Raw genomic sequence first — 21,870 nt, forward strand, 5'->3', positions numbered from 1 at the left:
TTCGGCAGGAGACCGCTGTGACCATCACCCCGCCCGTCCTGAGCGTGTTCGAGACCCTTGAATCCGAAGTGCGCAGCTACTGCCGCGGCTGGCCCGCCGTGTTCGACCGCGCGCAGGGCAGCCGTCTCACCGACGAGGACGGCCACAGCTACCTCGACTTCTTCGCCGGTGCCGGTTCGCTCAACTACGGGCACAACAACCCCGTACTGAAACGCGCACTGATCGACTACATCGAGCGCGACGGCATCACCCACGGCCTGGACATGGCCACCACGGCGAAACGCGCCTTCCTGGAGTCGTTCCAGAATGTGGTGCTGCGCCCCCGTGACCTGCCGTACAAGGTGATGTTCCCCGGCCCCACGGGCACCAACGCCGTCGAGTCGGCCCTCAAGCTGGCCCGCAAGGTGAAGAACCGCGAGTCGATCGTGTCCTTCACCAACGCCTTCCACGGCATGTCGCTGGGCTCGCTCGCCGTCACCGGCAACGCGTTCAAGCGGGCCGGAGCCGGTATCCCGCTGGTCCACGGCACCCCGATGCCGTTCGACAACTACTTCGACGGCCAGGTCCCGGACTTCCTGTGGTTCGAGCGGCTGCTCGGCGACCAGGGCTCCGGGCTGAACAAGCCCGCCGCCGTGATCGTCGAGACGGTGCAGGGCGAGGGCGGCATCAACGTCGCCCGCGCCGAGTGGCTGCGCGCGCTGTCCGAGCTGTGCGAGCGCCAGGACATGCTGCTGATCGTCGACGACATCCAGATGGGCTGCGGGCGCACCGGCGGGTTCTTCTCCTTCGAGGAGGCCGGTATCACCCCCGACATCGTCACGCTGTCGAAGTCCATCAGCGGCTACGGCATGCCGATGGCGCTGACGCTCTTCAAGCCGGAGCTGGACATCTGGGAGCCCGGCGAGCACAACGGCACGTTCCGCGGCAACAACCCGGCCTTCGTGACGGCCGCCGCCGCGCTGAACACGTACTGGGCCGACGGCCAGATGGAGAAGCAGACCCTGGCCCGCGGCGAGCAGGTCGAGCGCGCGCTGCTGGCCATCGTCGACGAGTGCGAGCCCGACAGTGTGAGTTTCCGTGGCCGCGGCCTCGTCTGGGGTATGGAGTTCCAGGACAAGCCGCGCGCCGGAGCGATCTGCCGCCGCGCGTTCGAACTGGGTCTCCTGCTGGAGACCTCCGGCCCGGAGAGCGAGGTCGTGAAGCTGCTGCCCGCGCTGACCGTCACGCCCGAGGAGCTGGACGAGGGCCTGCGCACCCTGGCCCGCGCCGTCCGCGAGACGGCCTGACCGCCCGATCGCCTCACCGTCCGACCGTCCGATCCGAAGTGACCCCAGGGGCCCGGTCTGAGCCGGGCCCCTGGGGGAACCCGTAGAAGACACCGCACCACAGAAGGGTCCTATTCACCGTGATCGTCCGATCGTTCAAGGACATCGAGAACACCGACCGCCACGTGAAATCGGCGTCGGGCACCTGGGAGAGCAAGCGCATCGTGCTCGCCCAGGAGAAGGTCGGGTTCTCGCTGCACGAGACCGTCCTCTACGCGGGCACCGAGACGTCGATGTGGTACGCGAACCACATCGAGGCCGTGCTGTGCGTGGAGGGCGAGGCCGAACTCACCAACGACGACACGGGCGAGACCCACTGGATCGCGCCCGGCACGATGTATCTGCTCAACGGCCACGAGAAGCACACTCTCCGGCCCAAGACCGACTTCCGTTGCGTATGCGTCTTCAACCCGCCTGTGACCGGGCGGGAGGACCATGACGAGAACGGTGTCTACCCGCTGCTGACCGAGGAGGGCTGAACCACGATGACCACCGCCCCTGCACGCACCGACCTGTACCCGACTCGTGGCGTGGGTGAGGTGACCACCCCGCGTCAGGACCCCGTCGTCTGGTCACCGCCCGGCACCCCGGGCCCGGTCTCCGCGGCCGATCTCCAGGGCCTGGAGCGGGACGGGTTCCTCACCGTCGACCAGCTGATCAATCCCGACGAGGTGTCGCTCTACCGCGCCGAACTCGACCGGCTGATCACCGACCCGGCGGTACGGGCCGACGAGCGCTCGATCATCGAGCCCAAGTCCCAGGACGTACGTTCGGTGTTCGAGATCCACAAGATCAGCGAGATCTTCGCCGGTCTGGTGCGCGACGAGCGTGTGGTGGGGCGGGCCCGGCAGATCCTCGGCTCGGACGTGTACGTCCACCAGTCCCGGATCAACGTGAAGCCGGGCTTCGGTGCCTCGGGCTTCTACTGGCACTCGGACTTCGAGACGTGGCACGCCGAGGACGGCCTGCCGAACATGCGGACGATCTCCGTGTCGATCGCGCTGACCGAGAACTACGACACCAACGGCGGCCTGATGATCATGCCCGGGTCGCACAAGACCTTCCTGGGCTGCGCGGGCGAGACGCCGAAGGACAACTACAAGCAGTCGCTCAAGATGCAGGACGCCGGGACGCCGTCGGACGAGGCGCTCACCGGCTTCGCCGAGCAGCACGGCATCAAGCTCTTCACGGGCAAGGCCGGCGCGGCGACCTGGTTCGACTGCAACTGCATGCACGGCTCGGGTGACAACATCACCCCGTTCCCGCGCAGCAACGTCTTCATCGTGTTCAACAGTGTGGAGAACGCGGCGGTCGACCCCTTCGCGGCGCCCTCCCCGCGGCCCTCGTTCATCGGCTCCAGGGACTTCACGCCGGTCCGCTGAGGACGCGTACGCGAGAAGGCGGGGCCGGTCGTGAAGACCGGTCCCGCTCTCGTGCGCCGGCCGGCGTCAGCCCGGCGTCAGCCCGGCGTCAGCCCGCGAGGACGTCCAGCGCGCGGTCCACGTCCGCCGCGGAGTTGTACAGATGGAAGGCGGCGCGCAGGTTGCCCGCGCGGACCGCCACGGACACCCCCGCCCGCGCGAGCGCCTCCTGCCGGTCGCCGAGCCCCGCGACGGCGACGATCGCCGACCCGTCCGCGTGCCCCGTACCGGCGGGCTCGTGCCCGATCTCGCGCAGCCCCGCCCGGAAGCGCGCGGCGAGCGCGGTGTTGTGGGCGTGGATCGTCTCGACGCCGATCTCGGTGAGGAGCGGGAGGGACCGCTCGGCGCCGTGGTAGGCGAGGAAGGGCACCGGCTGGTCGAACCGCCGGGCGGAGACGGCCAGTTCCTCGACCGGTCCGTACGTACTGGCCCACATGTCCTGGCCCGCGACCCAGCCCGCGAGGATCGGCACCAGTGACTCCTGCGCCTCCTCACCGACGGTGAGGAACGAGGTCCCGCGCGGGGAGACGAGGAACTTGTAGCCGCCGGTGACCGTGTAGTCGTACTCCCCCGCGTCGATCGGCAGCCAGCCCGCCGCCTGCGTGGCGTCGAGCAGCGTACGGGCGCCGTGCGCAGCCGCCGCGGCCCGTACCCCGGCGAGGTCGGCCGTACGACCGTCGCTCGACTGCACCGCGGAGAACGCCACCAGCGCGGTCTCGGGCCGCACCTCGGCGGCCAGCGACTCCAGCGGCACGTACCGCGGCTTGAGATCGCCGCGCACGGTGAAGGGGGTGACGACGGAGCTGAACTCCCCCTCGGGCAGGAGCACTTCACTGCCCGGCGGCAGGGAGGCGGCGATCAGTCCGACATGGACGGCCACGGCCGTGCCGACGGCGACCCGGTCGGCCGGGACCTGGACGAGCCGGGCGAACGAGGCGCGGGCGGCCTCGACCACCGCGAAGTCGCCCGCCCCGTCCGGCTGCCCGGTCCCGCTGCTCAGGGCCAGCGCCCGCACCGCTTCGACGGCCCGGCGCGGCAGCAGACCGCACGTCGAGGTGTTCAGATACGTCGTCTCCGGCACGAACTCGGCGCCACCCAAAGTGTCCATGCCCTCACCCTGGGACCCGTGTCTCCCATAGTCAATTGCGCATGTTTTACGGGTACACCCAAGCGATCCTTATGAATGGCCGCCGGCCTGCGGAACCTCGCAGGCGCCGTCGGTGTCGCACGCGGCGCCCTGTCCGCCCTCCGCGACACCAGCGAGGGGCGTGATCGCACGGCCCTGCCACGCCTGTTCCAGCGCCTGGGTGAAGACCTCGGCCGGCTGGCCGCCCGAGACGCCGTAGCGGCGGTCGAGGACGAAGAAGGGCACCCCGGTCGCGCCGAGTTCCGCCGCCTCCCGCTCGTCGGCCCGTACCTCCTCGGCGTACGCGCCGTCGTCCCCGAGGACCACGCGGGACTCGGCCTCGTCCAGACCGGCCTCCACCGCCAGGTCGACCAGCGTCTCGGTGTCGTAGACCGAGCGCTCCTCGGCGAAGTTCGCCCGGTAGACGAGGCTCAGCAGCTCGTCCTGCCGGCCGCGCGCCTTGGCCAGATGCAGCAGCCGGTGGATGTCGAAGGTGCTGCCGTGGTCCCGGTCGCCGACGCGGTAGCCGAGCCCTTCGGAGCGCGCGTGCGAGGCGACCTGCTCCTCCATGGCGAGGGCCTCCTGCCGCGACCGGCCGAACTTGGCGGCGAGCATGTCGACCACCGGAGCGACATCCCCCTTGGCGTGCGAGGGGTCGAGCTCGAAGGAACGGTGCACCACCTCGACATCGGCCCGGTGCGCGAAGGATTCGAGCCCCTTCTCGAACCGGGCCTTGCCGATGTAGCACCAGGGGCAGGCGATGTCGCTCCAGATCTCCACACGCATGTGTCTGCTTCTCTCCAGGCCAAGTCGTGCGGAGCCTCCCTCCGCTACTACCGCAACCTACGGGCGGAGCGTGCCATTCCCCGCCGGGGCGGGAGGTACGGCGGCTTTCCGTCGACGCGCTACCGGGCCGCCGGCTCGGTGTCGTAGGCGATGCGGGCCTGATCGACCTTGTCGAGATTGTCGGCGGCCCATTCGGCGAGATGCGCGAAGAGCGGGGCGAGGCCGCGTCCGAGTTCGCTGATCTCGTACTCGACCCGAGGGGGAATCTCCGGGTGGTAGGTGCGCACGACCATGCCGTCACGTTCCAGTTGCCTCAGCCGCTGGGTCAGCACCTTCGGCGTGATCCGGTCGATCCGCCGCTCCAGCTCGACGAACCGTTGCCGGCCGTGCGCGTGCAGGGCCCACAGGATCGGGGTGGTCCACCGGCTGAACACGATGTCCACGACCGGGCTGATGGGACAGGCGACTTCAGGGTCGCTCTCGGCGGGTGGCGGCCAGGTGGCGTTGCCTGCCATGCGCATCCCCTCGGGGTAGTCACTTTCCTGTAGGTACCTACTATATCGGCGGTGTTAGCTTCCCCGTGTCGCCCGGAGAGCAGCTCTCCGGGCGGCGGCGGCGCCGCCCGCTCGGGCGGCGCCAACCACGCCGTAAAGACACGGGAGTTGTTCATGATCGTAGTGACGGGGGCGACCGGCAACGTGGGCCGGTCGCTCGTACGGGCCCTCGCGGCGGCCGGCGAGCGGGTGACCGCGACCTCTCGGGGAATCTCGGACGCGGACGTGCCGGAGGGCGTGCGGCAGCAGCGGGCGGACCTGATCGATCCCGAGAGCCTTCGGCCGCTTCTCGACGGCGCCGACGCGCTGTTCCTTCAGAGCGGTGGCCCCAGCGCGCATCTGCTGAGCCCAAGGGACATCCTCGACGTCGCGAAGGCTGGCGGTGTCGGACGGGTCGTGCTGCTGTCCTCCCAAGGGGTGGCGACCCGGCCCGAGTCGGGGTCCCACGGTGAGACGGGACGCGCCATCGAGGAGGCCGTCCGGGAGTCCGGCATGGACTGGACGATCCTGCGTCCCGGTGGCTTCGACTCCAACACCTATGCCTGGGCGGAGTCGGTCCGCGCCCGGCGGGAGGTCGCCGCGCCGTTCGCCGATGTCGGGCTGCCGACCGTCGACCCGGACGACATCGCGGAGGTCGGCGCCGTGGTCCTGCGGGAGGACGGCCACGCCGGAGAGGTCTACGAGCTGACCGGTCCGGCCCTCAGCACTCCCCGCCGGCAGGCGGAGGTGATCGCCGACGCACTCGGCGAACCCGTCCGGTTCATCGAGCAGACACGCGACGAGGCCGCCGCGCAGATGCTGCGGTTCATGCCGGAGCCCGTGGTCGAGACCACCCTGGCCATCCTCGGCGAGCCCACCCCCGCCGAGCTGCGTGTCAGCCCGGATGTCGAGCGGGTCCTCGGCCGCGCGCCCCGCACCTTCGCGGACTGGGCCGGGCGCCACATCGCGGCCTTCCGATAGGCCGGACCGCGGCCCCGGCCCCGTACCGCACCACCTGTCACCGCGCACGCTCACCGTGTCCCCGCCGAGACCCGGCGTACCACGCTGAGCAGGTACTCCTTGCGGTTGAGCGGGTCGTGGTCGGTGCGGGAGCGGGTCGGGGGCGTGCCCTGGACCGGGCGGTGGTGGTCGAACGCCGCCTCCAGGACGCCCTCGCCGCTGGTGAGCGTCGGCAGGAGCTGTTCGAGGGCGTGCACCTCGGCCGCCGGGATCTCGCCCTCCACCACGTACGACGCCCCGCGCACCGACGGCTTGTGCGGTACGGCGCGCAGCCGGGCCAGTGCGGGCAGGACGGCGCCGAAGGTGTCGGCCGGTACGTCGAGGCGGAAGTGGTTCATCGGTTCGCACACGACCGTGCCCGCGCGTTTCAGCGCCTCCATCAGCACCAGCGGCGTCAGCAGGCGGAAGTCACCGCCCGTGCTCGACATGCTCTTGTCGAAGGTGCCGTGGGCGTGGCTCTGCCGGGGCGCGTAGCCGGTGCGGGTCAGGACGACGACGCAGTCGGGGATCGCCCATCCGTACAGCCCTTCACGCAGGGTGGCCCGGACGGTGTCCTCGATGGCTTTCATGAACGCGTAGGGCATGGAGCCGAGTTCGACCTCCAGCCGGAAGTCCACACCGCTGCCGGGCGGGGCCGGTTCGACCCGCAGTCCGACGGTCGCGAGGAACGGATTGGGCTCCTTCCCCATGACCTCGGCGGCGCCGCCCGTGGCCGCGAGCCGTTCGACACAGATGGTCGTGGTCTCGCGGAAGGTGACGTCCACGCCGTACTCGTCGGCGAGTGTCGCCTGGATGACCTCCTTCTGCACCTCACCGTAGAGCGACACGGAGATCTCCTGCCGGATCTCGTCCTGGCGCAGGTTGATCAGCGGGTCCTGCTCGGCGAGTTGGGTCAGGGCGGCGTGCAGGGCGCCCTTGTCGGAGCCCTCGCGGGGGACGACGACCGTGGCCAGTGTCGGCGGCGAGAAGTGGTGGCGGGCCGCCGCGCCGGCCGCGGCCGGGTCACCGATCACATCACCGATCCGGACGCCGCCGAGCCCCCACAGCTTGCCGATCCGGCCCGCTCCGACGGACGCGCCGCGCACCGACGAGCCGTCGTCGAAGACGCTGATCGCGGTGACCTTGCCCTCGGTGTCGTCACCGGTCGGCAGCCGGTCGCGCACGCGCAGCGCGCCGGAGAACATCCGGACGTACGCGATCTTCTCGCCGGCCGCGCCGCGCTCGACCTTGAAGACGGTGCCCGAGACCGGGCCCTCTTCGTCGCCCGCGGTCGATGGCAGCAGCTCCTTGATGCCGCCGATGAGCGTGTCCACGCCCGCGCCGGACATGGCCGAGCCGAAGAACACCGGATGGGTGAGCGCGCGGCCGGTCTGCGCGGCGAGTTCCCGGCGGAGCCGGTCGTACGAGAGGTGGGCCGGGTCCTCGACGTACGCGGCCAGGAGGGCGTCGTCGTGTTCGGCCAGCCGCTCGGCCACTGGGCCGGTGGAGGAGAAGGCCGGGTCACTCGCGCCGTACGGGGTGAACTCGGCGCCGCGGGTGCCCAGTCGGCGTACGGATCCCATCGGGACGGTCGCGGGGGTCAGCTTCTCGGCGAGGTCGCGCAGCAGCCCGCCGTCGCGGGCGCCGACCCGGTCGATCTTGTTGACGAAGACGAGCGTGGGGATGCGCAGCCGGCGCAGCGTGCGCATCAGGACGCGCGTCTGCGCCTGGACTCCCTCGACGGCGGACACGACGAGTACGGCGCCGTCGAGGACGCTCAGCACTCGCTCCACCTCGGCGATGAAGTCCGGGTGTCCTGGTGTGTCGATGAGATTGACGGTGACGTCGTCGATGGCGAACGACACGACGGCGGACTTGATGGTGATGCCGCGTTGACGTTCGAGCGCCAGGGAGTCGGTCTGGGTGTTGCCGTCGTCGACGCGGCCGATCTCGTCGATGACTCCGGCGGCGTGCAGCAGCCGCTCGGTCAGGCTGGTCTTACCGGCGTCGACGTGGGCCAGAATGCCCAGGTTGAGCGTGGTCACTGAGCGTCAGGTCCCTTGAGTAGGAGGAGATTCCCTTCTTCTGGATGGACTCCGACGCTCGGCGCATAGCGACTCCTGAGGTGTTCGGTGGATCGGCGGGTCAACCGGCGGGTTGGCGCGGTCGACGTCGGGGAGTACAGCAAACCCCGCCCCGTCCGGCAAATGGTTTACCGGACGGGACGGGGATGGTTTCGGTGCTGTGCGGGTTACGAGACCGTGCTGGTTACGAGGCGGCCTGCTCCGCGCGGCCGTCGACCCGGCGCGGCAGACCCGCCGGGTTGTCGTCACGCAGCTCCGGCGGGAGCAGCGCGGTGGGCGTGGACTGGTAGGTGACGGGGCGCAGCCAGCGCTCGATCGCGGTGGCGCCGACGGATGTCGACGTGGAGGTGGACGCCGGGTACGGGCCGCCGTGCTGCTGCGCGGGGGCGACGGCGACGCCGGTGGGCCAGCCGTTGACGAGGACGCGGCCCGCGAGCGGCGTCAGGTCGGCGAGCAGCCGCGCGGCGCCGGAGCCGGCGTCCTCGGCCTCGCCGTCGGCGAGGTGCAGGGTGGCGGTGAGGTTGCCGGGGAGACGGGCCAGGACGGCGCCGATCTCCGCGTCGGAGTCGTAGCGGGCGACGACCGTCACGGGGCCGAAGCACTCCTCCAGAAGGAGGTCGTGCGGTCCCTCGGCGGCGAGCCGCCGCGCGGGGACGGTCAGATATCCCGCGCTGACGGTGTGCTCACCGCCGGGGCCGGGGGTGATCGGGGCTTCCACGTCGGGCAGTTCGGCCCGCTCCCGTACGCCCGTCACGAAGGCGTCGCGCATCCGGTGGTCGAGCATCACGCCGGGCTCGGTCTCGCTGACGGCCGTCGTCAGCGCCTTGAGCAGGCTGTCGCCCGCGTCGCCGGCCGGGACGAGTACGAAGCCGGGCTTGGTGCAGAACTGGCCCTCGCCGAGGGTCATGGAGCCGGCCAGTCCGGCGCCGAGTCCCTCGGGGCGCTCCGCGGCCGCGGCCTCGGTGATCACGACGGGGTTGAGCGAGCCCAGTTCGCCGTGGAAGGGGATCGGCGTCGGCCGTGCGGCCGCCGCGTCGAAGAGGGCGCGTCCGCCCCGTACGGAACCGGTGAACCCGGCGCCGGCGACCAGCGGGTGCTTCACCAGCTCCACACCGGCCTCGAAGCCGTGCACCAGGACGACGACGTCCTCGGGCAGACCGACCCGCGCCGCCGCCCTGCGCAGCGCGGAGGCGCAGATCTCGGAGGTGGCGGGGTGGTCGGGATGGACCTTGACGACGACGGGGCAGCCCGCGGCGAGCGCGCTCGCGGTGTCACCGCCGGGGACGGAGAAGGCGAAGGGGAAGTTGCTCGCCGAGTAGACGGCGACGACGCCGAGCGGCACCTTGAAGCGCCGCAGGTCGGGCCAGGGCGGCGTCCGGGCGGCGTCGGCGTGATCGATGCGTACGTCGAGGAAGGCGCCCTCGTCCACGACGTCGGCGAAGGCCCTCAACTGGGCGGTCGTACGGGCGAGTTCGCCGGTGAGCCGGACCGGCCCCAGGGCGGTCTCGGCGTCCGCCGCCTCGATCACGTACGCGCCCGACTCATCGAGGATGTCCGCCGCCGTACGCAGAAGCGCCGCACGCGCGGTACGGTCGGCGAGCGCGGGCCGGGTGGCGTACGCGCGCCGTACTTCGCGGTCGACCTCCTCGGCCGTGGCCTCGACCGCGACCTGCTCACGCGGCTTCCCGGTTCGGGGGTCGACACTCCAGACTGGTGCTGCTGCCACCGCGGCTTCCTTCCAATTCCTGTGCCGTCCGCTGTCATCACCGAGGCGCTGTTCGGTATTCTGAACAAAGTTCCTGATGATGAATCCAAGGGGACTCTATTTCCGTGCGTTCTGTGTGGTCAAGAGTGGTCAAGATAGGGGCGAGGGACAATGTCGGCTGCGGAAACGGGTGGAGCACAGGTCAAGTCCGCTGTGCGGACGGTGGAATTGCTGGAGTACTTCGCCGGGCGCCCGGGCATGCACTCGCTCGCCGCGGTCCAGGAGGCCGTCGGCTATCCCAAGTCCAGTCTCTACATGCTGCTGCGGACCCTGGTCGAGCTGGGCTGGGTGGAGACCGACGCGACGGGCACGCGGTACGGCATCGGCGTACGGGCGCTGCTGGTCGGCACGTCGTACATCGACGGTGACGAGGTGGTGGCCGCCGCCCGGCCCACGCTGGACCGGCTCTCCGACGACACGACGGAGACGATCCACCTGGCGCGGCTCGACGGCACGAACGTCGTCTATCTCGCCACCCGCCAGTCGCAGCACTATCTGCGCCCCTTCACGCGTGTCGGCCGCCGGCTGCCCGCGCACTCCACCTCGCTCGGCAAGGCGCTCCTCGCGACGCACAGCGACGAGCAGGTGCGCAAGATGCTGCCGGAGACGATGGCCCCGCTGACCGAGCACACGATCACCGACCGTGAGCAGCTCATCGAGGAACTGAACACGATCCGCGAGCAGGGGTATGCCGTGGACCGTGAGGAGAACACCCTCGGGCTGCGCTGCTTCGGCATCGCGATCCCGTACCGGACCCCGGCGCGCGACGCGATCAGCTGCTCGGTGCCGGTGGCGCGGCTCACCCCCGCGCACGAACAGATGATCAAGGACGCGCTGTTCGACGCCCGGGACCGGCTGACGCTGGCCACGCGCAGGCTCTGACCCCGGGAGCCCTCCCCCGGGTCTCGCTCCCCCGCCGCCGGGTCTCCCCCGTGCGGCGGAGAGGGATCGTCATGGGGCAGGAGGTGCGGCGGGCCGCCGGCCGGGAGCGTGGGTGACATGACGCAGACACCCGCCGCTCCCACGCAGGTACGGACCCCGGATCCGGCACCCGTGCCACCGCCCGGCCGTGCTGTACGGGCGCTGCGCGCCGTCGCCGTCGCCTCCTGCCTCCCGTACATCACGATCAAGGTCGTCTGGATCGCCGGCGGCCGGATCGGCGTCCCGGACGGCAGCACGCTGCTGGAGCACCGGACCATGATGGCCGTCGTCAACAGTGTGTCCGTCCTTCTGGACGGAGCCGTGGTGGTTCTCGCGCTGCTGCTGACCCAGGCCTGGGGGCGGCGCGTGCCGGCCTGGCTGATCGGCCTGCCCATGTGGGCCGCGACGGGTCTGCTCGCGCCGATCATGACCGGCTATCCGCTCCAGTTGGCGGGCTCCTTGGTCGACGGCTCACGTCCGGCGCCCTCGAACTCGGAGCCGTTCCTCGCCTCCTGGGTCTTCGCCGTCGTCTACTGCGGCTTCATCCTCCAAGGCCTCACCCTGGGCACGCTGTTCGTGCTCTACGCGCGGCGCCGCTGGGGCCACCTCTGGCGGGGCTGTCTCAGGGACGCGGGGACGACGAGGGCCGCGCGGGCGACCGCGGCGGCCGGTTCGCTGCTGGCGCTGCTGCCCGCCGTCATGCATCTGCTCTGGGCGACGGGGGCCACGACCGGACTGAGTGCGGACCGGATCGCGGAGCGGTCGACCGACTTCTATCTGGTGGAGGGCGTCCACACCCTGTTCGCCGTGGTCGCGGTGGTCGGCACGTCGCTGCTCGTCCTGCGCCTCCGTGCCGCCGGCCGGCTGTCGCCGAAGATCCCGCTCGCGAGCGCGTGGGTGGGCTCGGGCACGCTCGGCTGCTGGGGCGGCTTCCTCTTCCTCACCACGCTGGCGCCCGCGGATCCGGATCAGCGGGCCGCCGGCCTGATGGTGCTGACCTACGCTGTGTCGATGGTCGCCGGGTTCCTGCTGCTCAGCAGTGTCGTCTCCGTCCTGCGGCGCCGCGCCGCATGACAGTCGCACTCCGGCGGTCGGCCGTGCCTCTCCTGCGCCCGCTCGTCGGCGGGCGGGCGCGGCTGCGCTGGACGCATCTGATCCTCGGCGGCGCCCTGTTGATGCCGTACTGGCTGCTCGGCACCGTGATCGTGGGCCCGCTCGTCGGCGCCGACACCATGTTCTCCGGCTCCCTCGCGCTTCAGTTCGGCGCGTTCGCGGCGGCGCTGCCGATCGCGGCCGCGAGCGCGCTGTTCCCGCTCGCACGGCCGCTGTCGGTGGCAGCCGCGCGGGCCATGTGCGGGCTCACGGAGGGGTCACTGGCCGACGGTCCCGCGCGCTCGCGGGCGGCCAGGGTGCGCACCGTCGGCTGGTTCACGCTGCATGTGGGTCTCGGCGGGATCATCAGCGGTATGTCGCTGGCGCTGCCGCCGTTCGCGGTGGCGCTGCTGTTGCTGCCGCTGTCGTCGACGCTGCGGGAGAACCGGCTCGGGATGCCCCGTGTCTTCAGGCACGACCTGGCCTTGACGCTCGCGCCCCTCGCCGGGGTCCTTTCCCTTGTGGCGCTGGCCGCGTGCGCGGCGGCGGCGGGCGCGCTGCTGGCCCGTCTGGCGCCCGTCCTGCTCGGCCCCACACCGTCGGACCGGTTGGCCGCCGCCGAACGCCGGGCGGCGGATCTCGCCGTACGCAACAGGCTGGCCCGCGAGCTGCACGACTCGGTCGGCCACGCGCTGAGCGCGGTGACCCTCCAGGCGGGCGCGGCGCGGCGGATCCTGGACAGCGACGACCCCAAGGACATGGAGTTCGTGCGGGAGGCGCTGACCGCGATCGAGGAGACGACCCGGCGCACGGTGGGTGAACTGGACTCCGTGCTGGGCCTGTTGCGCCAGGACGACGAGCCGGACCCGGCCGGGGGCGCCCCGTCGGGGCCGACGCTCGACGCGCTGGAGGGGCTGCTGGCGCACTGCGGCGTGCGCGTCACGCCGACCGTCGACGGCGAGGTGGGGACGGTGCCGGAGCCGGTGTCGCGCGAGGCGTACCGCATCGTCCAGGAAGGGCTGAGCAACGCCCTGCGGCACGGCGGGGCTTCGCCCGTCACCCTCCGGATCGCCCTGAGCGAGGAGACGTTGGAGATCACGATGGAGAATCCGCTGCCCCGCGCCGAGCCCGGCACCGAGCCCGCCGACGGGCCGGTCGTACGGCCCGTCGTACGACCCGGTGGCGGGCGCGGGCTGCGCGGCGTCACCGAGCGGGCCACGCTGCTCGGCGGGCACGCCGACGCCGGTCCGTACGGGCGTTTGTGGCGGCTGGCGGTCACCCTGCCGCTGCCCTCCGAAGGAGGTGCGCGGTGGCCCCGGACGTGACCGACATCAAAGTGGTGCTCGCCGACGACGAGCGGATGGTCCGTACGGCCCTGCGCGTCATCCTGGAGGCCGAGCCGGACATGACGGTCGTCGGCGAGGCGACGACCGGCGCGGAGGCGGTGTCGGTGGTGCGCGCGGTACGCCCCAACGTCGTGCTGATGGACGTCCGGATGCCGGAGATCGACGGCATCCGGGCGACCGAGCAGATCCTCGGACCACCGGCCCCCTCGTCTCCTGGAACGGAGCCTTCACAAGAGGTGGATCCGGAGGCGGGGCCGGTCCCGCGCGTCGTCGTCGTCACGACCTTCGAGAACGACAGTTACGTGTACGAGGCGCTGCGCGTCGGCGCCTCCGGGTTCCTGCTCAAGCGGGCGGCGGCGGAGGACCTGGTGCGGGCGGTGCGCCTTGTGGCGCGGAGCGATTCGCTGCTCTACCCGGCCGCGCTGCGGGGCCTCGCGGCCGAGTACGCCCGCAGGCATCCCGCCGCGCCGCGCTGGGTGAGCCGGCTCACCGACCGTGAGGCGGCCGTGCTGCGGCTGATGGCGACCGGCCTGATGAACGCGGAGATCGCGGGACAGCTCGGTGTCGGCCCCGCGACGGTGAAGTCGCACGTGGCGGCGGTGCTCGCGAAGACCGGCGCCAGGGACCGTACACAGGCGGTGATCGCGGCGTACGAATCGGGGTTCATCAGCCCGAGGTGACGTATGAAGACTTTCTGAGAAGGGGCCCGCGGCGGAACGCACCCTCCGGCCTTGTTCGTCCCTCTGTGGGATGAACAAGACAATCAGGCGCACCGCGGTCGTCTGTCTGCTCATGGTGCTCGCCCTGCTGGTGCGGGTCACCTGGGTGCAGGCGTACCAGGGCAAGGCCCTCGCGGACAACGAACGCAACCGACGCACGCTCATCGACCAGTACGCCCACCCGCTGGGCGACATCGTCGTGGCCGGTTCCCCCGTCACGGGCTCCGCCAGGACGTCGGACAGCGACGACCTGAAGTACAAGCGGACGTATACGGACGGTGAGCTGTACGCGGCGGTCACCGGCTACAGCTCGCAGGCGTACCGCTCCACGCAGCTCGAAGGCATCTACGCGGATGTCCTCGACGGCACGGACCCCCGGCTTAAGAACCCGCTGGACGCGCTGACGGGTGAGCGCGCCGCGCCGGGCAGCGTCCTGACGACGATCGACCCGGCCGTGCAGAAGGCCGCTTTCGACGCGCTCGGCGACAAGAAGGGCGCGGCCGTCGCGATCGACCCGGCGACCGGCAGGATCCTCGGGATGGTCAGCACCCCCTCCTACGACCCCTCGACGATCAGCGGGACGACGGACGGCGACGCCTGGAGCCGGCTGACCGCCGACGCGGACAAACCGATGGTCAACCGGGCGCTGCGGCAGCCCCTGCCACCCGGTTCCACCTTCAAGCTGGTGGTGGCCGCGGCGGCGCTGGAGGACGGGCTGTACGAATCGGTGGACACCCGGACCAAGAGCCCGGACCCGTTCACGCTGCCCGGCACGAGCACCGTCCTGAAGAACGAGAACGCGTCGGCGCCCTGCGAGGACGCGACGATCCGCACGGCGCTCCAGTACTCGTGCAACAACGTCTTCGCCAAGATGGCCGCCGACCTCGGCGAGGACAAGGTGCGCGCGACGGCCTCGAAGCTCGGGTTCAACGACACCGAGCAGGACGTGCCCGTACGGGCCGCGGAGAGTGTCTATCCCTCCGGGATGGACGACGCGCAGACCGCGCTGACGGGCATCGGCCAGTTCGATGTCACCGCCACGCCGCTCCAGATGGCCATGGTCTCCTCGGCGCTCGCCAACGACGGGATCCTCGAATCTCCGCACATGGTGTCCAAGGTCGTGGACGCCAACGGCGACGCCCTCGCCTCTTACGAGGACGAGTCCTCGCGCCGGATCGTCTCGTCGTCCACGGCCGAGCAGTTGCGCAGCGCGATGGTGACGGTGGTCGACGAGGGCACGGGCTCGAACGCCCGTATCGACGGCGCCGAGGTCGGCGGCAAGACGGGGACGGCCCAGCACGGCGTGAACAACAGCCGGACGCCGTACGCGTGGTTCACCTCGTACGCGAAGGACTCGTCCACCGGCAAGGAGGTGGCGGTGGCGGTGCTGGTCGAGGACTCGGGCGCGGCACGCTCGGAGGTCAGCGGCAACGGTCTGGCGGCCCCGATCGCCAAACGGATGATGGAGGCGGCGCTGCGCTGACCCGGTCCGGCGCCGGAGAACGACCCCTGGGCCCCCTGTGACGCCCGTGCCAGGATGGGCCGATGGGGATGAGGACGGGGAAGAAGTGGGCGATAGGCACGGTCCTTCGGGACCGTAACGCCGGGCTGTATCTGTCCGGCGTGGTCGTGTCCGGATTCGGCACGTCGGCCATGTGGCTGGTCGGCGGGATCTGGGTCAAGTCACTCACCGGGTCGGACAGTCTGGCGGCCCTGACGGTCTTCGCGATGTGGGCGCCGACGCTGGTGGGGCCGCTGCTGGGGGCGATCGCGGACCGGTGGCGGCGCAGACCGCTGCTGGTGTTCTGCAATCTCGTCATGGCCGCGCTGCTGCCCCTGCTCCTCCTGGTCGACTCGGCGGACCGGATCTGGATCCTGTTCGCCGTGCTGTTCGTGTACGGCGTCAGCGGTGTCGTGCAGGACGCCGCGGAGGCGGCCCTGGTCGCGACGGCGATCGACAAACGGCTGCTGGGGGACTTCAACGGGCTGCGGATGACGGCCAACGAGGGCATGAAGCTCCTCGCGCCGCTCGCGGGCGCCGGGCTGTACGCGGCGTACGGCGGCGGCACGGTCGCCCTGCTGGACACCGCCACGTTCGTGCTGGCGGCCGGTCTCTTCGCGCTGATGCGGGTGCGGGAGGACAGGCCCGCGCCGGAGCGCACGGGCAGTTGGCTCTCCCGTACGGCGGAGGGCGCCCGGGTGCTGCGGGGCTCGCCGGTGCTGCGTCCGCTCGTCCTTGCGGGATCGGTCACGATGCTGCTCGCGGGGCTCAACGGCGCCGCCATCTACGCGGTGGTCGACAAGGGGCTCGGGCACGCTCCTACGTACGTAGGTCTGCTCTACGCCCTCCAGGGCGCCGGCTCGGTCGCCGTCGGGCTGCTGGCGGGCCCGCTGATGCGCAGGATGCCGGAGCGGGTGTTCGCGGCCGGTGGTGTCGCGCTCTTCGCCGCCGCCGTGGGGCTGCGGGCACTGCCGTACGACGCGGTGGTGCTGGCGAGCGCGGTGGCGGTCGGGATCGGGCTGCCGTGCGTGCTGATCGTGGCGCTGACGGCGGTGCAGCGCGAGACGCCGGACGCCGTCCTGGGGCGGACGGCGGCCACCGCCAACACCCTGATCTACGTGCCGAACGCGGTGTCCCTCGCGCTCGGCGCGGGACTCGTCGCGTTCGTCGACATCACGGTGCTGCTGCCGGTCACCGGGGTGATCGGGCTGCTGACGGCGGCCGGCCTCACGTTCTACGGAGGTCTGCCGAGACGGGCCTCAGCCGAGAGCTGAGAGCGCGGCCGTGACGGCGGCCAGGTCCGCGTCGGAGGCCAGGCCCGCGTGGTACAGCCGCAGTTCGGTCGCGCCGAGCGAGCGGGCGTGCGCCGCGTCGTCGGCGAGGGTGTCCGGGCTGCCGCCCATGCCCTTGACGACGGTGAAGTTCGCGGCGAGCACGGTGGATTCGCGGCGGTGGGCGGCGAACGGGGTGAGCATCGCCTCCGCCGCGCCGCCGGTGCACGGCAGGACGACCCCGTCGGCGACGCCGAGGATGTGCGCGGGCTCGACACCGGCGTTGGCCCCGGTGCGGTGGAAGTGGGGGTCGGCGTGGAGCAGCACCTGGAAGCCGGGTCCCGCCGCCGCGCGTACGGCGGCGACCGCGGCCTCCTGGAGCGTACGGGCGGTCCGCAGGCGCCAGTCGAGGGTGGCGGCCGCGAGATCGGCGCCGAGCAGCTTCTCGACGGCCGGCCACCCCGAGGGGCCGTCGGTGCCCCGGACGCCGCTCCAGACGGGTTCCAGGGCGCGTCTGACGGCGGCGTTCAGTTCGTCGGCGTCCAGGCCGAGCGACCGGTATCCGGCGCGGCAGACAGAACAAAAACAGAGCGACATCAGGTACTGCGCGGCCTCGTCGAGCGGGACGCCGCCGATCTTGTCGTGGGCGTGCAGATGCGCGAGCCCGTACCAGCCGAGTGATTCCAGCTCGGTGCCGCCCGCTCCGGGGCGTACGGCGGCCTCGGCGGCCAGCGACACGACGTAGGTACGGACGGCGGGGCGGGCGACGCACGGGGCCCAGGGGTAGCGGTCGCCGTAGGCGTTCACCACGCAGGCACTGGGATTCTCCGCGCCCAGACGGGAGTTGTGCGCGAGGACGACCCAGGTGTGCACGTCGAGTCCGGCGTCGGAGAGCGCGGCGGCGGCCTCGCCGTAGGCGTCACCGGGAGCCCAGTCACCGGAGGCGTACGGGCGCAGCTCGGCGTCCGCCCAGCGCTCCTCGTCCACCGGGTAGAGCACGGCGGCGTGTTCGGCCGTGACGACGCGGTGGCGCGGGTGGCGCGGGGTGAGGGCGCGCGTGGAGTGGTAGGCGGAGGCGAGGGTCACCTGCCGGACGCCGAGGTCCACGACGCGGGCGGGCGCGCCGGGGTCGCCCACGACGTCCCAGGGGTAGAGGAACGCGGAGGTTTTCACGTGCGCTCCCCCTGCTCTCCGTCGCTGTCGCTGGTGCCGTCGCTGTCGCCGATCAGCGCGTACCCGCGTTCGATGATCTCGGTGAGTTCCTTGATGTGCGCGGGCTGCGGTTCGCTCAGTGGCGTGCGCACCTCTCCGACGTCGTAACCGCGCAGTCTGACGCCCGCCTTGACGAGCGAGACGGCGTATCCGCGTCCTTTGGAGCGCAGTTCGACCAGCGGCCGGTAGAAGCCGTCGATGAGCCTGTTCACGGTTGTGTCGTCGCCGGAGGTGAGGGCCCGGTGGAAGGCGAGGGCGATCTCGGGCGCGAAGGCGAACGCGGCGGAGGAGTAGAGGGTGATGCCGATGCCCCGGTAGGCGAGGCCGGTGAGTTCGGCGGTGGGCAGGCCGTTGAAGTAGAGGAAGTCCCGGCCGGGCTCCTCGGTGCGTACGGCGCTCAGGACGCGCTGCATCAGGTCGAGGTCGCCGTGGCCGTCCTTGAGGCCGATGACGCCGTCGGTCCTGGCGAGCCTGACGACGGTCTCGGGGGTGAAGATCGCGTTGTCGCGCTGGTAGACGATGGTCTCCAGGCCGGTCGCGGCGGCCAGCGCCGTGTAGTGGCGCAGCAGGCCCTCCTGGTCGGCGACCACCAGGTAGGGCGGCATCGCGAGCAGTCCGTCGGCGCCCGCGGCCTCGGCGATCCCCGCGTATCGGACGGCGATTGCCGTACCGTAACCGGCGGCGGCCACGACGGGGACCGCTCCCGCGGTCTCCTCGACGGCGGCCCTCACACAGTCTCCGAACTCCTCCGGGGTCAGTGCGTGGAACTCGCCGGTGCCGCAGCAGGCGAAGACCGCGGCGGCTCCCGCGTCGACGCCGCTTCTGATGTGCGCGCGGAACGCGTCGAGATCGAGGGCGCCGTCCGGACCGTACGCGGTGACGGGGAAGAACAGCGGTCCGGCGACTCGGTTGAGGCGGGCGGCGAGCGGGGCTGAGGTCACTGGCGCTCCCTGGGCCGTGCGGCGAGCACTCATACTCGTGCACAATTCTGATCTGCGTCCATGTTTCTGAACAGCGCCACGCTAGGCCAGCCGTGCGGCGCCGGTCAAGACGGAAAGCCGCAACCCAGGAGCGGATTAGCCGCCTCCGCGCGACACTTGACGGTGACCGAGAGGCTCCTTAGCGTGTCCACGGATATGAATGCAATCCATGGATCTGAGTCCGGCTGAGTACGTCCGAGGAGATTTGGCCCATGCCCCGACCGCGAACCGTTCTGCTCACCGGCGCAGCAGGCGGCCTCGGCACCCTGATGCGGGGCCTGCTGCCCGCCTACGGGTACGAACTCCGGCTCTTCGACGCCACTCCCATAGAAGGCGAACCGGACGCGATCACGGCCGACCTGGGCGACAAGCACGCCCTGCGCGAGGCCGTCCAGGGCGTCGACGGGATCATCCATCTCGCCGGCATCTCGCTGGAGGCGTCGTTCGACAAGATCCTGCGGGCCAACATCGAGGGGACGTACAACCTCTACGAGGCGGCGCGCGAGGAGGGCAACGCGCGGATGGTCTTCGCGTCGAGCAACCACGCCGTCGGCTTCACGCCACGGCCGCGCGGCACCTACCCGCTCGACTCGCAGGCGCTGATCCCGATCGGGACCCCGCGGCGCCCCGACACCTTCTACGGCCTGTCCAAGTGCTTCGGCGAGGACCTGGCGCAGCTCTACTGGGACATGCACGGACTGGAGACCGTCTCCGTACGGATCGGGTCCTGCTTCATGGAGCCGACCTCCGTACGGATGCTGTCGGTCTGGATGAGCCCCGGCGACGGCGCGCGGCTGTTCCACGCCGCGCTCACGGCCGAGGACGTCGGCCACACCGTCGTCTACGGCTCGTCCGCCAACACCCGTCTGTGGTGGGACCTTTCGACGGCGCGGGCACTCGGGTACGAGCCCCAGGACGACTCCGAGCAGTACGCCGACAAACTCGTCGCCGAACAGGGCGAACTGGACCCGGAGAACCCCGACCACGCCCATCTGGGCGGCCAGTTCTGCACGCACCCGCCCCAGTGGCCGTACTGATCCGTCCGGGCGAGGGAGGGATAGTTAAGGGAACGGCAAAGAGGGGTCGTTCGTTACGCCTGGCATGACAGCTATGACCCCCGGCTCGAACATCCCTCTCTCCGCCGCCCGCGTGGCGGTGGACGTCGCCGCACCGGTGCGGCTCGACGTATCGGGCCTGCTGCTCACCGCCGACGGCAAGGTGCGCTCCGACGACGACTTCATCTTCTACAACCAGCCGACCGGCCCCGGTGTGACCTACCGGTCCGGCGGCGGTACGGCCCCGGACGCGATCGTGGTGGACACCTCCGCCGTCCCCGCCGGTATCGAGAAGATCGTCGTCACGGCCAGCCCGGACGCGGCGGGACAGAGCTTCCAGGGCATCGAGCCCACAGCGACCATCCGCAACGCCGACGACGGCGCCGCGCTCGCCACCTTCACTCCGCCGAATCTGGGTTCGGAGACCGCCCTGGTGGTCGTGGAGGTCTATCTGCGCAACGGCGCCTGGAAGGTCCGCGCGGTCGGCCAGGGGTACGCGAACGGGCTGTCGGGCATCGCCACCGACTTCGGTGTCTCCGTCGAGGAGCCCGCGGCGCCGGCCGCCGCCCCGCAGGCACCGCAGGCGCCCGTGGCACCGGCGGCTCCGGTGCCGCCCTCCGCGCCCGTCCCGCCCCCGGCTCCGACCCCCACGATCGCCGATCCCCGCATCGCGACGCCCCCCGTCGCCCCCGTCGCCCCCGCCGCCCCCGTCCCGCCGTCCGCTCCCCCGGCGCCCCCGCAGAGCGCCGGGAAGATCAACCTGGACAAGGGCCGCGTCAACCTCCAGAAGAACCAGACGGTGTCGCTCGTCAAGGGCGGCGCCCCGCTGCTGACCCAGGTCAAGATGGGCCTCGGCTGGGAGCCCGCCTTCCGCGGCAAGGACATCGACCTCGACGCCTCCGTGATCGCCTACGGGCCGAACCGCAACCACCTGGACAGCTGCTACTTCGGCAAGCTGGCCATCCTGGGCGGCTCGATCAAGCACTCCGGCGACAACCTCACCGGTGAGGGCGCCGGGGACGACGAGACGATCGTGGTCGACCTCGGGCGGCTGCCGGCCGAGGCCACGGGCCTGGTCTTCACGGTCAACTCGTTCACCGGCCAGAAGTTCAACGAGGTCGCCAAGGCCTACTGCCGGCTGCTCGACGCGCGGACCGGCGAGGAGCTCGTCCGCTTCGACCTGACGGGCGCCGAACCGCAGACCGGCGTGATCATGGCCAAATTGATCCGTCAGTTCTCCGGCGAGTGGGAGATGACGGCCGTCGGCGAGTTCGTGAAGTCCCGCACGGTCCGCGGCATGGTCAAGCCCGCGGCCAAGGCCCTCTGAGCACCGTCCCGGATCCGGCCTCGGATCCGGACATGCCTTTACGGGCCGCCGCGGTCACGGGGATCGCGGCGGCCCGGGGGCCTGGGTCTTCAGAGCTTGGTCAGTTTGGAGAAGGGGCTCAGGATCCGACCCTGGCGGCCCGAGAAATCGATGAGCACGGCATTCTCGCCCTCGACTCCGATGACTCTGCCCAACCCGAACTGATCATGGGAGACACGGTCTCCCACGTCGAAGTGCTCGGGCGGAGGTGAGGCCGGGCCTTGGCGGTTGAAGGGACTGGACGGCAGGTGGCGCCGGGAACCGGCTGACTTTGTCATTACCTGGAGTATGCGCCCAACGGCCCCCGACGCGCCATGCCCGACCGCCGACGGGCCGCGGGATCACTCGTTCCCCAGCGACCCCACGAC

General features: G+C 71.2%; 20 protein-coding genes. 12 read left to right on the plus strand and 8 right to left on the minus strand.

What is annotated here, in order from left to right; all coding sequences use genetic code 11:
• The first annotated feature begins 17 nt into the window (after positions 1–17).
• The 3 genes from ectB to thpD all read left to right on the plus strand — a co-directional run bounded on the left by ectB (position 18) and on the right by thpD (position 2,707).
• Positions 18–1,286, plus strand: coding sequence for a diaminobutyrate--2-oxoglutarate transaminase (ectB, locus tag ACFWHU_RS05160; protein WP_385794647.1), 1,269 nt, complete (start codon positions 18–20; stop codon positions 1,284–1,286).
• A gap of 119 nt (positions 1,287–1,405) precedes the next feature.
• Positions 1,406–1,804, plus strand: coding sequence for an ectoine synthase (locus ACFWHU_RS05165; protein ID WP_078077956.1), 399 nt, complete (start codon positions 1,406–1,408; stop codon positions 1,802–1,804).
• Between the two features lie 6 nt (positions 1,805–1,810).
• Entirely contained in the window at positions 1,811–2,707 is an 897-nt protein-coding gene (thpD, locus tag ACFWHU_RS05170; RefSeq protein ID WP_385794650.1) for an ectoine hydroxylase, read from the plus strand.
• An 88-nt stretch (positions 2,708–2,795) separates the two neighbouring features.
• Here the strand turns inward: thpD and ACFWHU_RS05175 are convergent, their stop codons facing one another.
• The 3 genes from ACFWHU_RS05175 to ACFWHU_RS05185 all read right to left on the minus strand — a co-directional run bounded on the left by ACFWHU_RS05175 (position 2,796) and on the right by ACFWHU_RS05185 (position 5,179).
• Positions 2,796–3,854, minus strand: coding sequence for an aminotransferase class V-fold PLP-dependent enzyme (locus ACFWHU_RS05175; RefSeq protein ID WP_385794653.1), 1,059 nt, complete (start codon positions 3,852–3,854; stop codon positions 2,796–2,798).
• A gap of 69 nt (positions 3,855–3,923) precedes the next feature.
• On the minus strand, positions 3,924–4,658 hold the full coding sequence (locus ACFWHU_RS05180; protein ID WP_387224032.1) for a DsbA family oxidoreductase: 735 nt from the start codon (positions 4,656–4,658) through the stop codon (positions 3,924–3,926).
• A gap of 119 nt (positions 4,659–4,777) precedes the next feature.
• Positions 4,778–5,179, minus strand: coding sequence for a winged helix-turn-helix transcriptional regulator (locus tag ACFWHU_RS05185; RefSeq protein WP_387224033.1), 402 nt, complete (start codon positions 5,177–5,179; stop codon positions 4,778–4,780).
• 147 nt (positions 5,180–5,326) lie between these two features.
• Between ACFWHU_RS05185 and ACFWHU_RS05190 the strand changes: the two genes are divergently transcribed.
• Positions 5,327–6,172, plus strand: coding sequence for an NAD(P)H-binding protein (locus ACFWHU_RS05190; RefSeq protein ID WP_387224034.1), 846 nt, complete (start codon positions 5,327–5,329; stop codon positions 6,170–6,172).
• A 50-nt stretch (positions 6,173–6,222) separates the two neighbouring features.
• Here the strand turns inward: ACFWHU_RS05190 and ACFWHU_RS05195 are convergent, their stop codons facing one another.
• On the minus strand, positions 6,223–8,235 hold the full coding sequence (locus ACFWHU_RS05195) for a GTP-binding protein (RefSeq protein WP_387224035.1): 2,013 nt from the start codon (positions 8,233–8,235) through the stop codon (positions 6,223–6,225).
• A gap of 223 nt (positions 8,236–8,458) precedes the next feature.
• Positions 8,459–10,000, minus strand: a complete 1,542-nt coding sequence (locus ACFWHU_RS05200) for an aldehyde dehydrogenase (NADP(+)) (RefSeq protein WP_387224036.1) — start codon at positions 9,998–10,000, stop codon at positions 8,459–8,461.
• Positions 10,001–10,150: 150 nt separating this feature from the next.
• Between ACFWHU_RS05200 and ACFWHU_RS05205 the strand changes: the two genes are divergently transcribed.
• The 6 genes from ACFWHU_RS05205 (at position 10,151) to ACFWHU_RS05230 (ending at position 16,892) form a co-directional block, all read left to right on the plus strand.
• Positions 10,151–10,921 carry an IclR family transcriptional regulator gene (locus tag ACFWHU_RS05205; protein WP_078077950.1) on the plus strand — a complete coding sequence of 257 codons (771 nt, stop codon included), beginning with the start codon at positions 10,151–10,153 and terminating at the stop codon, positions 10,919–10,921.
• A gap of 117 nt (positions 10,922–11,038) precedes the next feature.
• Complete coding sequence (locus tag ACFWHU_RS05210) at positions 11,039–12,034, plus strand: hypothetical protein (RefSeq protein ID WP_387224037.1); 996 nt, start codon at positions 11,039–11,041, stop codon at positions 12,032–12,034.
• A complete protein-coding gene (locus ACFWHU_RS05215) occupies positions 12,031–13,377 on the plus strand; it encodes a sensor histidine kinase (protein ID WP_387224038.1) in 1,347 nt (448 codons plus the stop codon). The genes ACFWHU_RS05210 and ACFWHU_RS05215 overlap by 4 nt, the downstream gene beginning before the upstream one ends.
• Positions 13,378–13,412: 35 nt before the next feature.
• A complete protein-coding gene (locus ACFWHU_RS05220) occupies positions 13,413–14,078 on the plus strand; it encodes a response regulator (protein ID WP_387224452.1) in 666 nt (221 codons plus the stop codon).
• A gap of 70 nt (positions 14,079–14,148) precedes the next feature.
• On the plus strand, positions 14,149–15,600 hold the full coding sequence (locus ACFWHU_RS05225; RefSeq protein ID WP_385794676.1) for a peptidoglycan D,D-transpeptidase FtsI family protein: 1,452 nt from the start codon (positions 14,149–14,151) through the stop codon (positions 15,598–15,600).
• Positions 15,601–15,662: 62 nt separating this feature from the next.
• On the plus strand, positions 15,663–16,892 hold the full coding sequence (locus ACFWHU_RS05230; protein WP_387224039.1) for an MFS transporter: 1,230 nt from the start codon (positions 15,663–15,665) through the stop codon (positions 16,890–16,892).
• On the opposite strand, the gene ACFWHU_RS05235 is transcribed toward ACFWHU_RS05230, so the two are convergent.
• Positions 16,878–18,062 carry a hypothetical protein gene (locus ACFWHU_RS05235; RefSeq protein WP_387224040.1) on the minus strand — a complete coding sequence of 395 codons (1,185 nt, stop codon included), beginning with the start codon at positions 18,060–18,062 and terminating at the stop codon, positions 16,878–16,880. The genes ACFWHU_RS05230 and ACFWHU_RS05235 overlap by 15 nt on opposite strands.
• Positions 18,059–19,042 (minus strand): 5-dehydro-4-deoxyglucarate dehydratase, encoded by a 984-nt coding sequence (locus tag ACFWHU_RS05240; RefSeq protein ID WP_387224041.1) that lies wholly within the window; start codon positions 19,040–19,042, stop codon positions 18,059–18,061. Before ACFWHU_RS05240 ends, ACFWHU_RS05235 begins: the two co-directional genes overlap by 4 nt.
• Positions 19,043–19,293: 251 nt before the next feature.
• On the opposite strand from ACFWHU_RS05240, the gene ACFWHU_RS05245 reads away from it, so the two are divergent.
• Positions 19,294–20,118, plus strand: coding sequence for an NAD-dependent epimerase/dehydratase family protein (locus tag ACFWHU_RS05245; protein WP_385794685.1), 825 nt, complete (start codon positions 19,294–19,296; stop codon positions 20,116–20,118).
• A 64-nt stretch (positions 20,119–20,182) separates the two neighbouring features.
• Positions 20,183–21,463: a TerD family protein gene (locus ACFWHU_RS05250; RefSeq protein ID WP_387224042.1), complete on the plus strand. Its 1,281-nt coding sequence runs from the start codon at positions 20,183–20,185 to the stop codon at positions 21,461–21,463.
• Positions 21,464–21,552: 89 nt separating this feature from the next.
• Here ACFWHU_RS05250 and ACFWHU_RS05255 read toward each other — a convergent pair whose 3' ends face one another.
• On the minus strand, positions 21,553–21,780 hold the full coding sequence (locus ACFWHU_RS05255; RefSeq protein WP_037784015.1) for a hypothetical protein: 228 nt from the start codon (positions 21,778–21,780) through the stop codon (positions 21,553–21,555).
• Positions 21,781–21,870: the final 90 nt, after the last annotated feature.

The sequence above is a fragment of the Streptomyces sp. NPDC060366 genome, from assembly GCF_042725135.1.
In the GTDB taxonomy this organism is placed as follows: domain Bacteria; phylum Actinomycetota; class Actinomycetes; order Streptomycetales; family Streptomycetaceae; genus Streptomyces.

Excerpts from the sequence above, each read along its gene's own strand:
- thpD (WP_385794650.1), top strand. The coding sequence starts at position 1,811 with ATGACCACCGCCCCTGCACGCACCGACCTGTACCCGACTCGTGGCGTG.
- ACFWHU_RS05175 (WP_385794653.1), bottom strand. The coding sequence starts at position 3,854 with ATGGACACTTTGGGTGGCGCCGAGTTCGTGCCGGAGACGACGTATCTG.
- ACFWHU_RS05180 (WP_387224032.1), bottom strand. The coding sequence starts at position 4,658 with ATGCGTGTGGAGATCTGGAGCGACATCGCCTGCCCCTGGTGCTACATC.
- ACFWHU_RS05185 (WP_387224033.1), bottom strand. The coding sequence starts at position 5,179 with ATGCGCATGGCAGGCAACGCCACCTGGCCGCCACCCGCCGAGAGCGAC.
- ACFWHU_RS05190 (WP_387224034.1), top strand. The coding sequence starts at position 5,327 with ATGATCGTAGTGACGGGGGCGACCGGCAACGTGGGCCGGTCGCTCGTA.
- ACFWHU_RS05205 (WP_078077950.1), top strand. The coding sequence starts at position 10,151 with ATGTCGGCTGCGGAAACGGGTGGAGCACAGGTCAAGTCCGCTGTGCGG.
- ACFWHU_RS05210 (WP_387224037.1), top strand. The coding sequence starts at position 11,039 with ATGACGCAGACACCCGCCGCTCCCACGCAGGTACGGACCCCGGATCCG.
- ACFWHU_RS05215 (WP_387224038.1), top strand. The coding sequence starts at position 12,031 with ATGACAGTCGCACTCCGGCGGTCGGCCGTGCCTCTCCTGCGCCCGCTC.
- ACFWHU_RS05220 (WP_387224452.1), top strand. The coding sequence starts at position 13,413 with ATGGTCCGTACGGCCCTGCGCGTCATCCTGGAGGCCGAGCCGGACATG.
- ACFWHU_RS05225 (WP_385794676.1), top strand. The coding sequence starts at position 14,149 with ATGAACAAGACAATCAGGCGCACCGCGGTCGTCTGTCTGCTCATGGTG.
- ACFWHU_RS05230 (WP_387224039.1), top strand. The coding sequence starts at position 15,663 with ATGGGGATGAGGACGGGGAAGAAGTGGGCGATAGGCACGGTCCTTCGG.
- ACFWHU_RS05245 (WP_385794685.1), top strand. The coding sequence starts at position 19,294 with ATGCCCCGACCGCGAACCGTTCTGCTCACCGGCGCAGCAGGCGGCCTC.
- ACFWHU_RS05250 (WP_387224042.1), top strand. The coding sequence starts at position 20,183 with ATGACAGCTATGACCCCCGGCTCGAACATCCCTCTCTCCGCCGCCCGC.
- ACFWHU_RS05255 (WP_037784015.1), bottom strand. The coding sequence starts at position 21,780 with ATGACAAAGTCAGCCGGTTCCCGGCGCCACCTGCCGTCCAGTCCCTTC.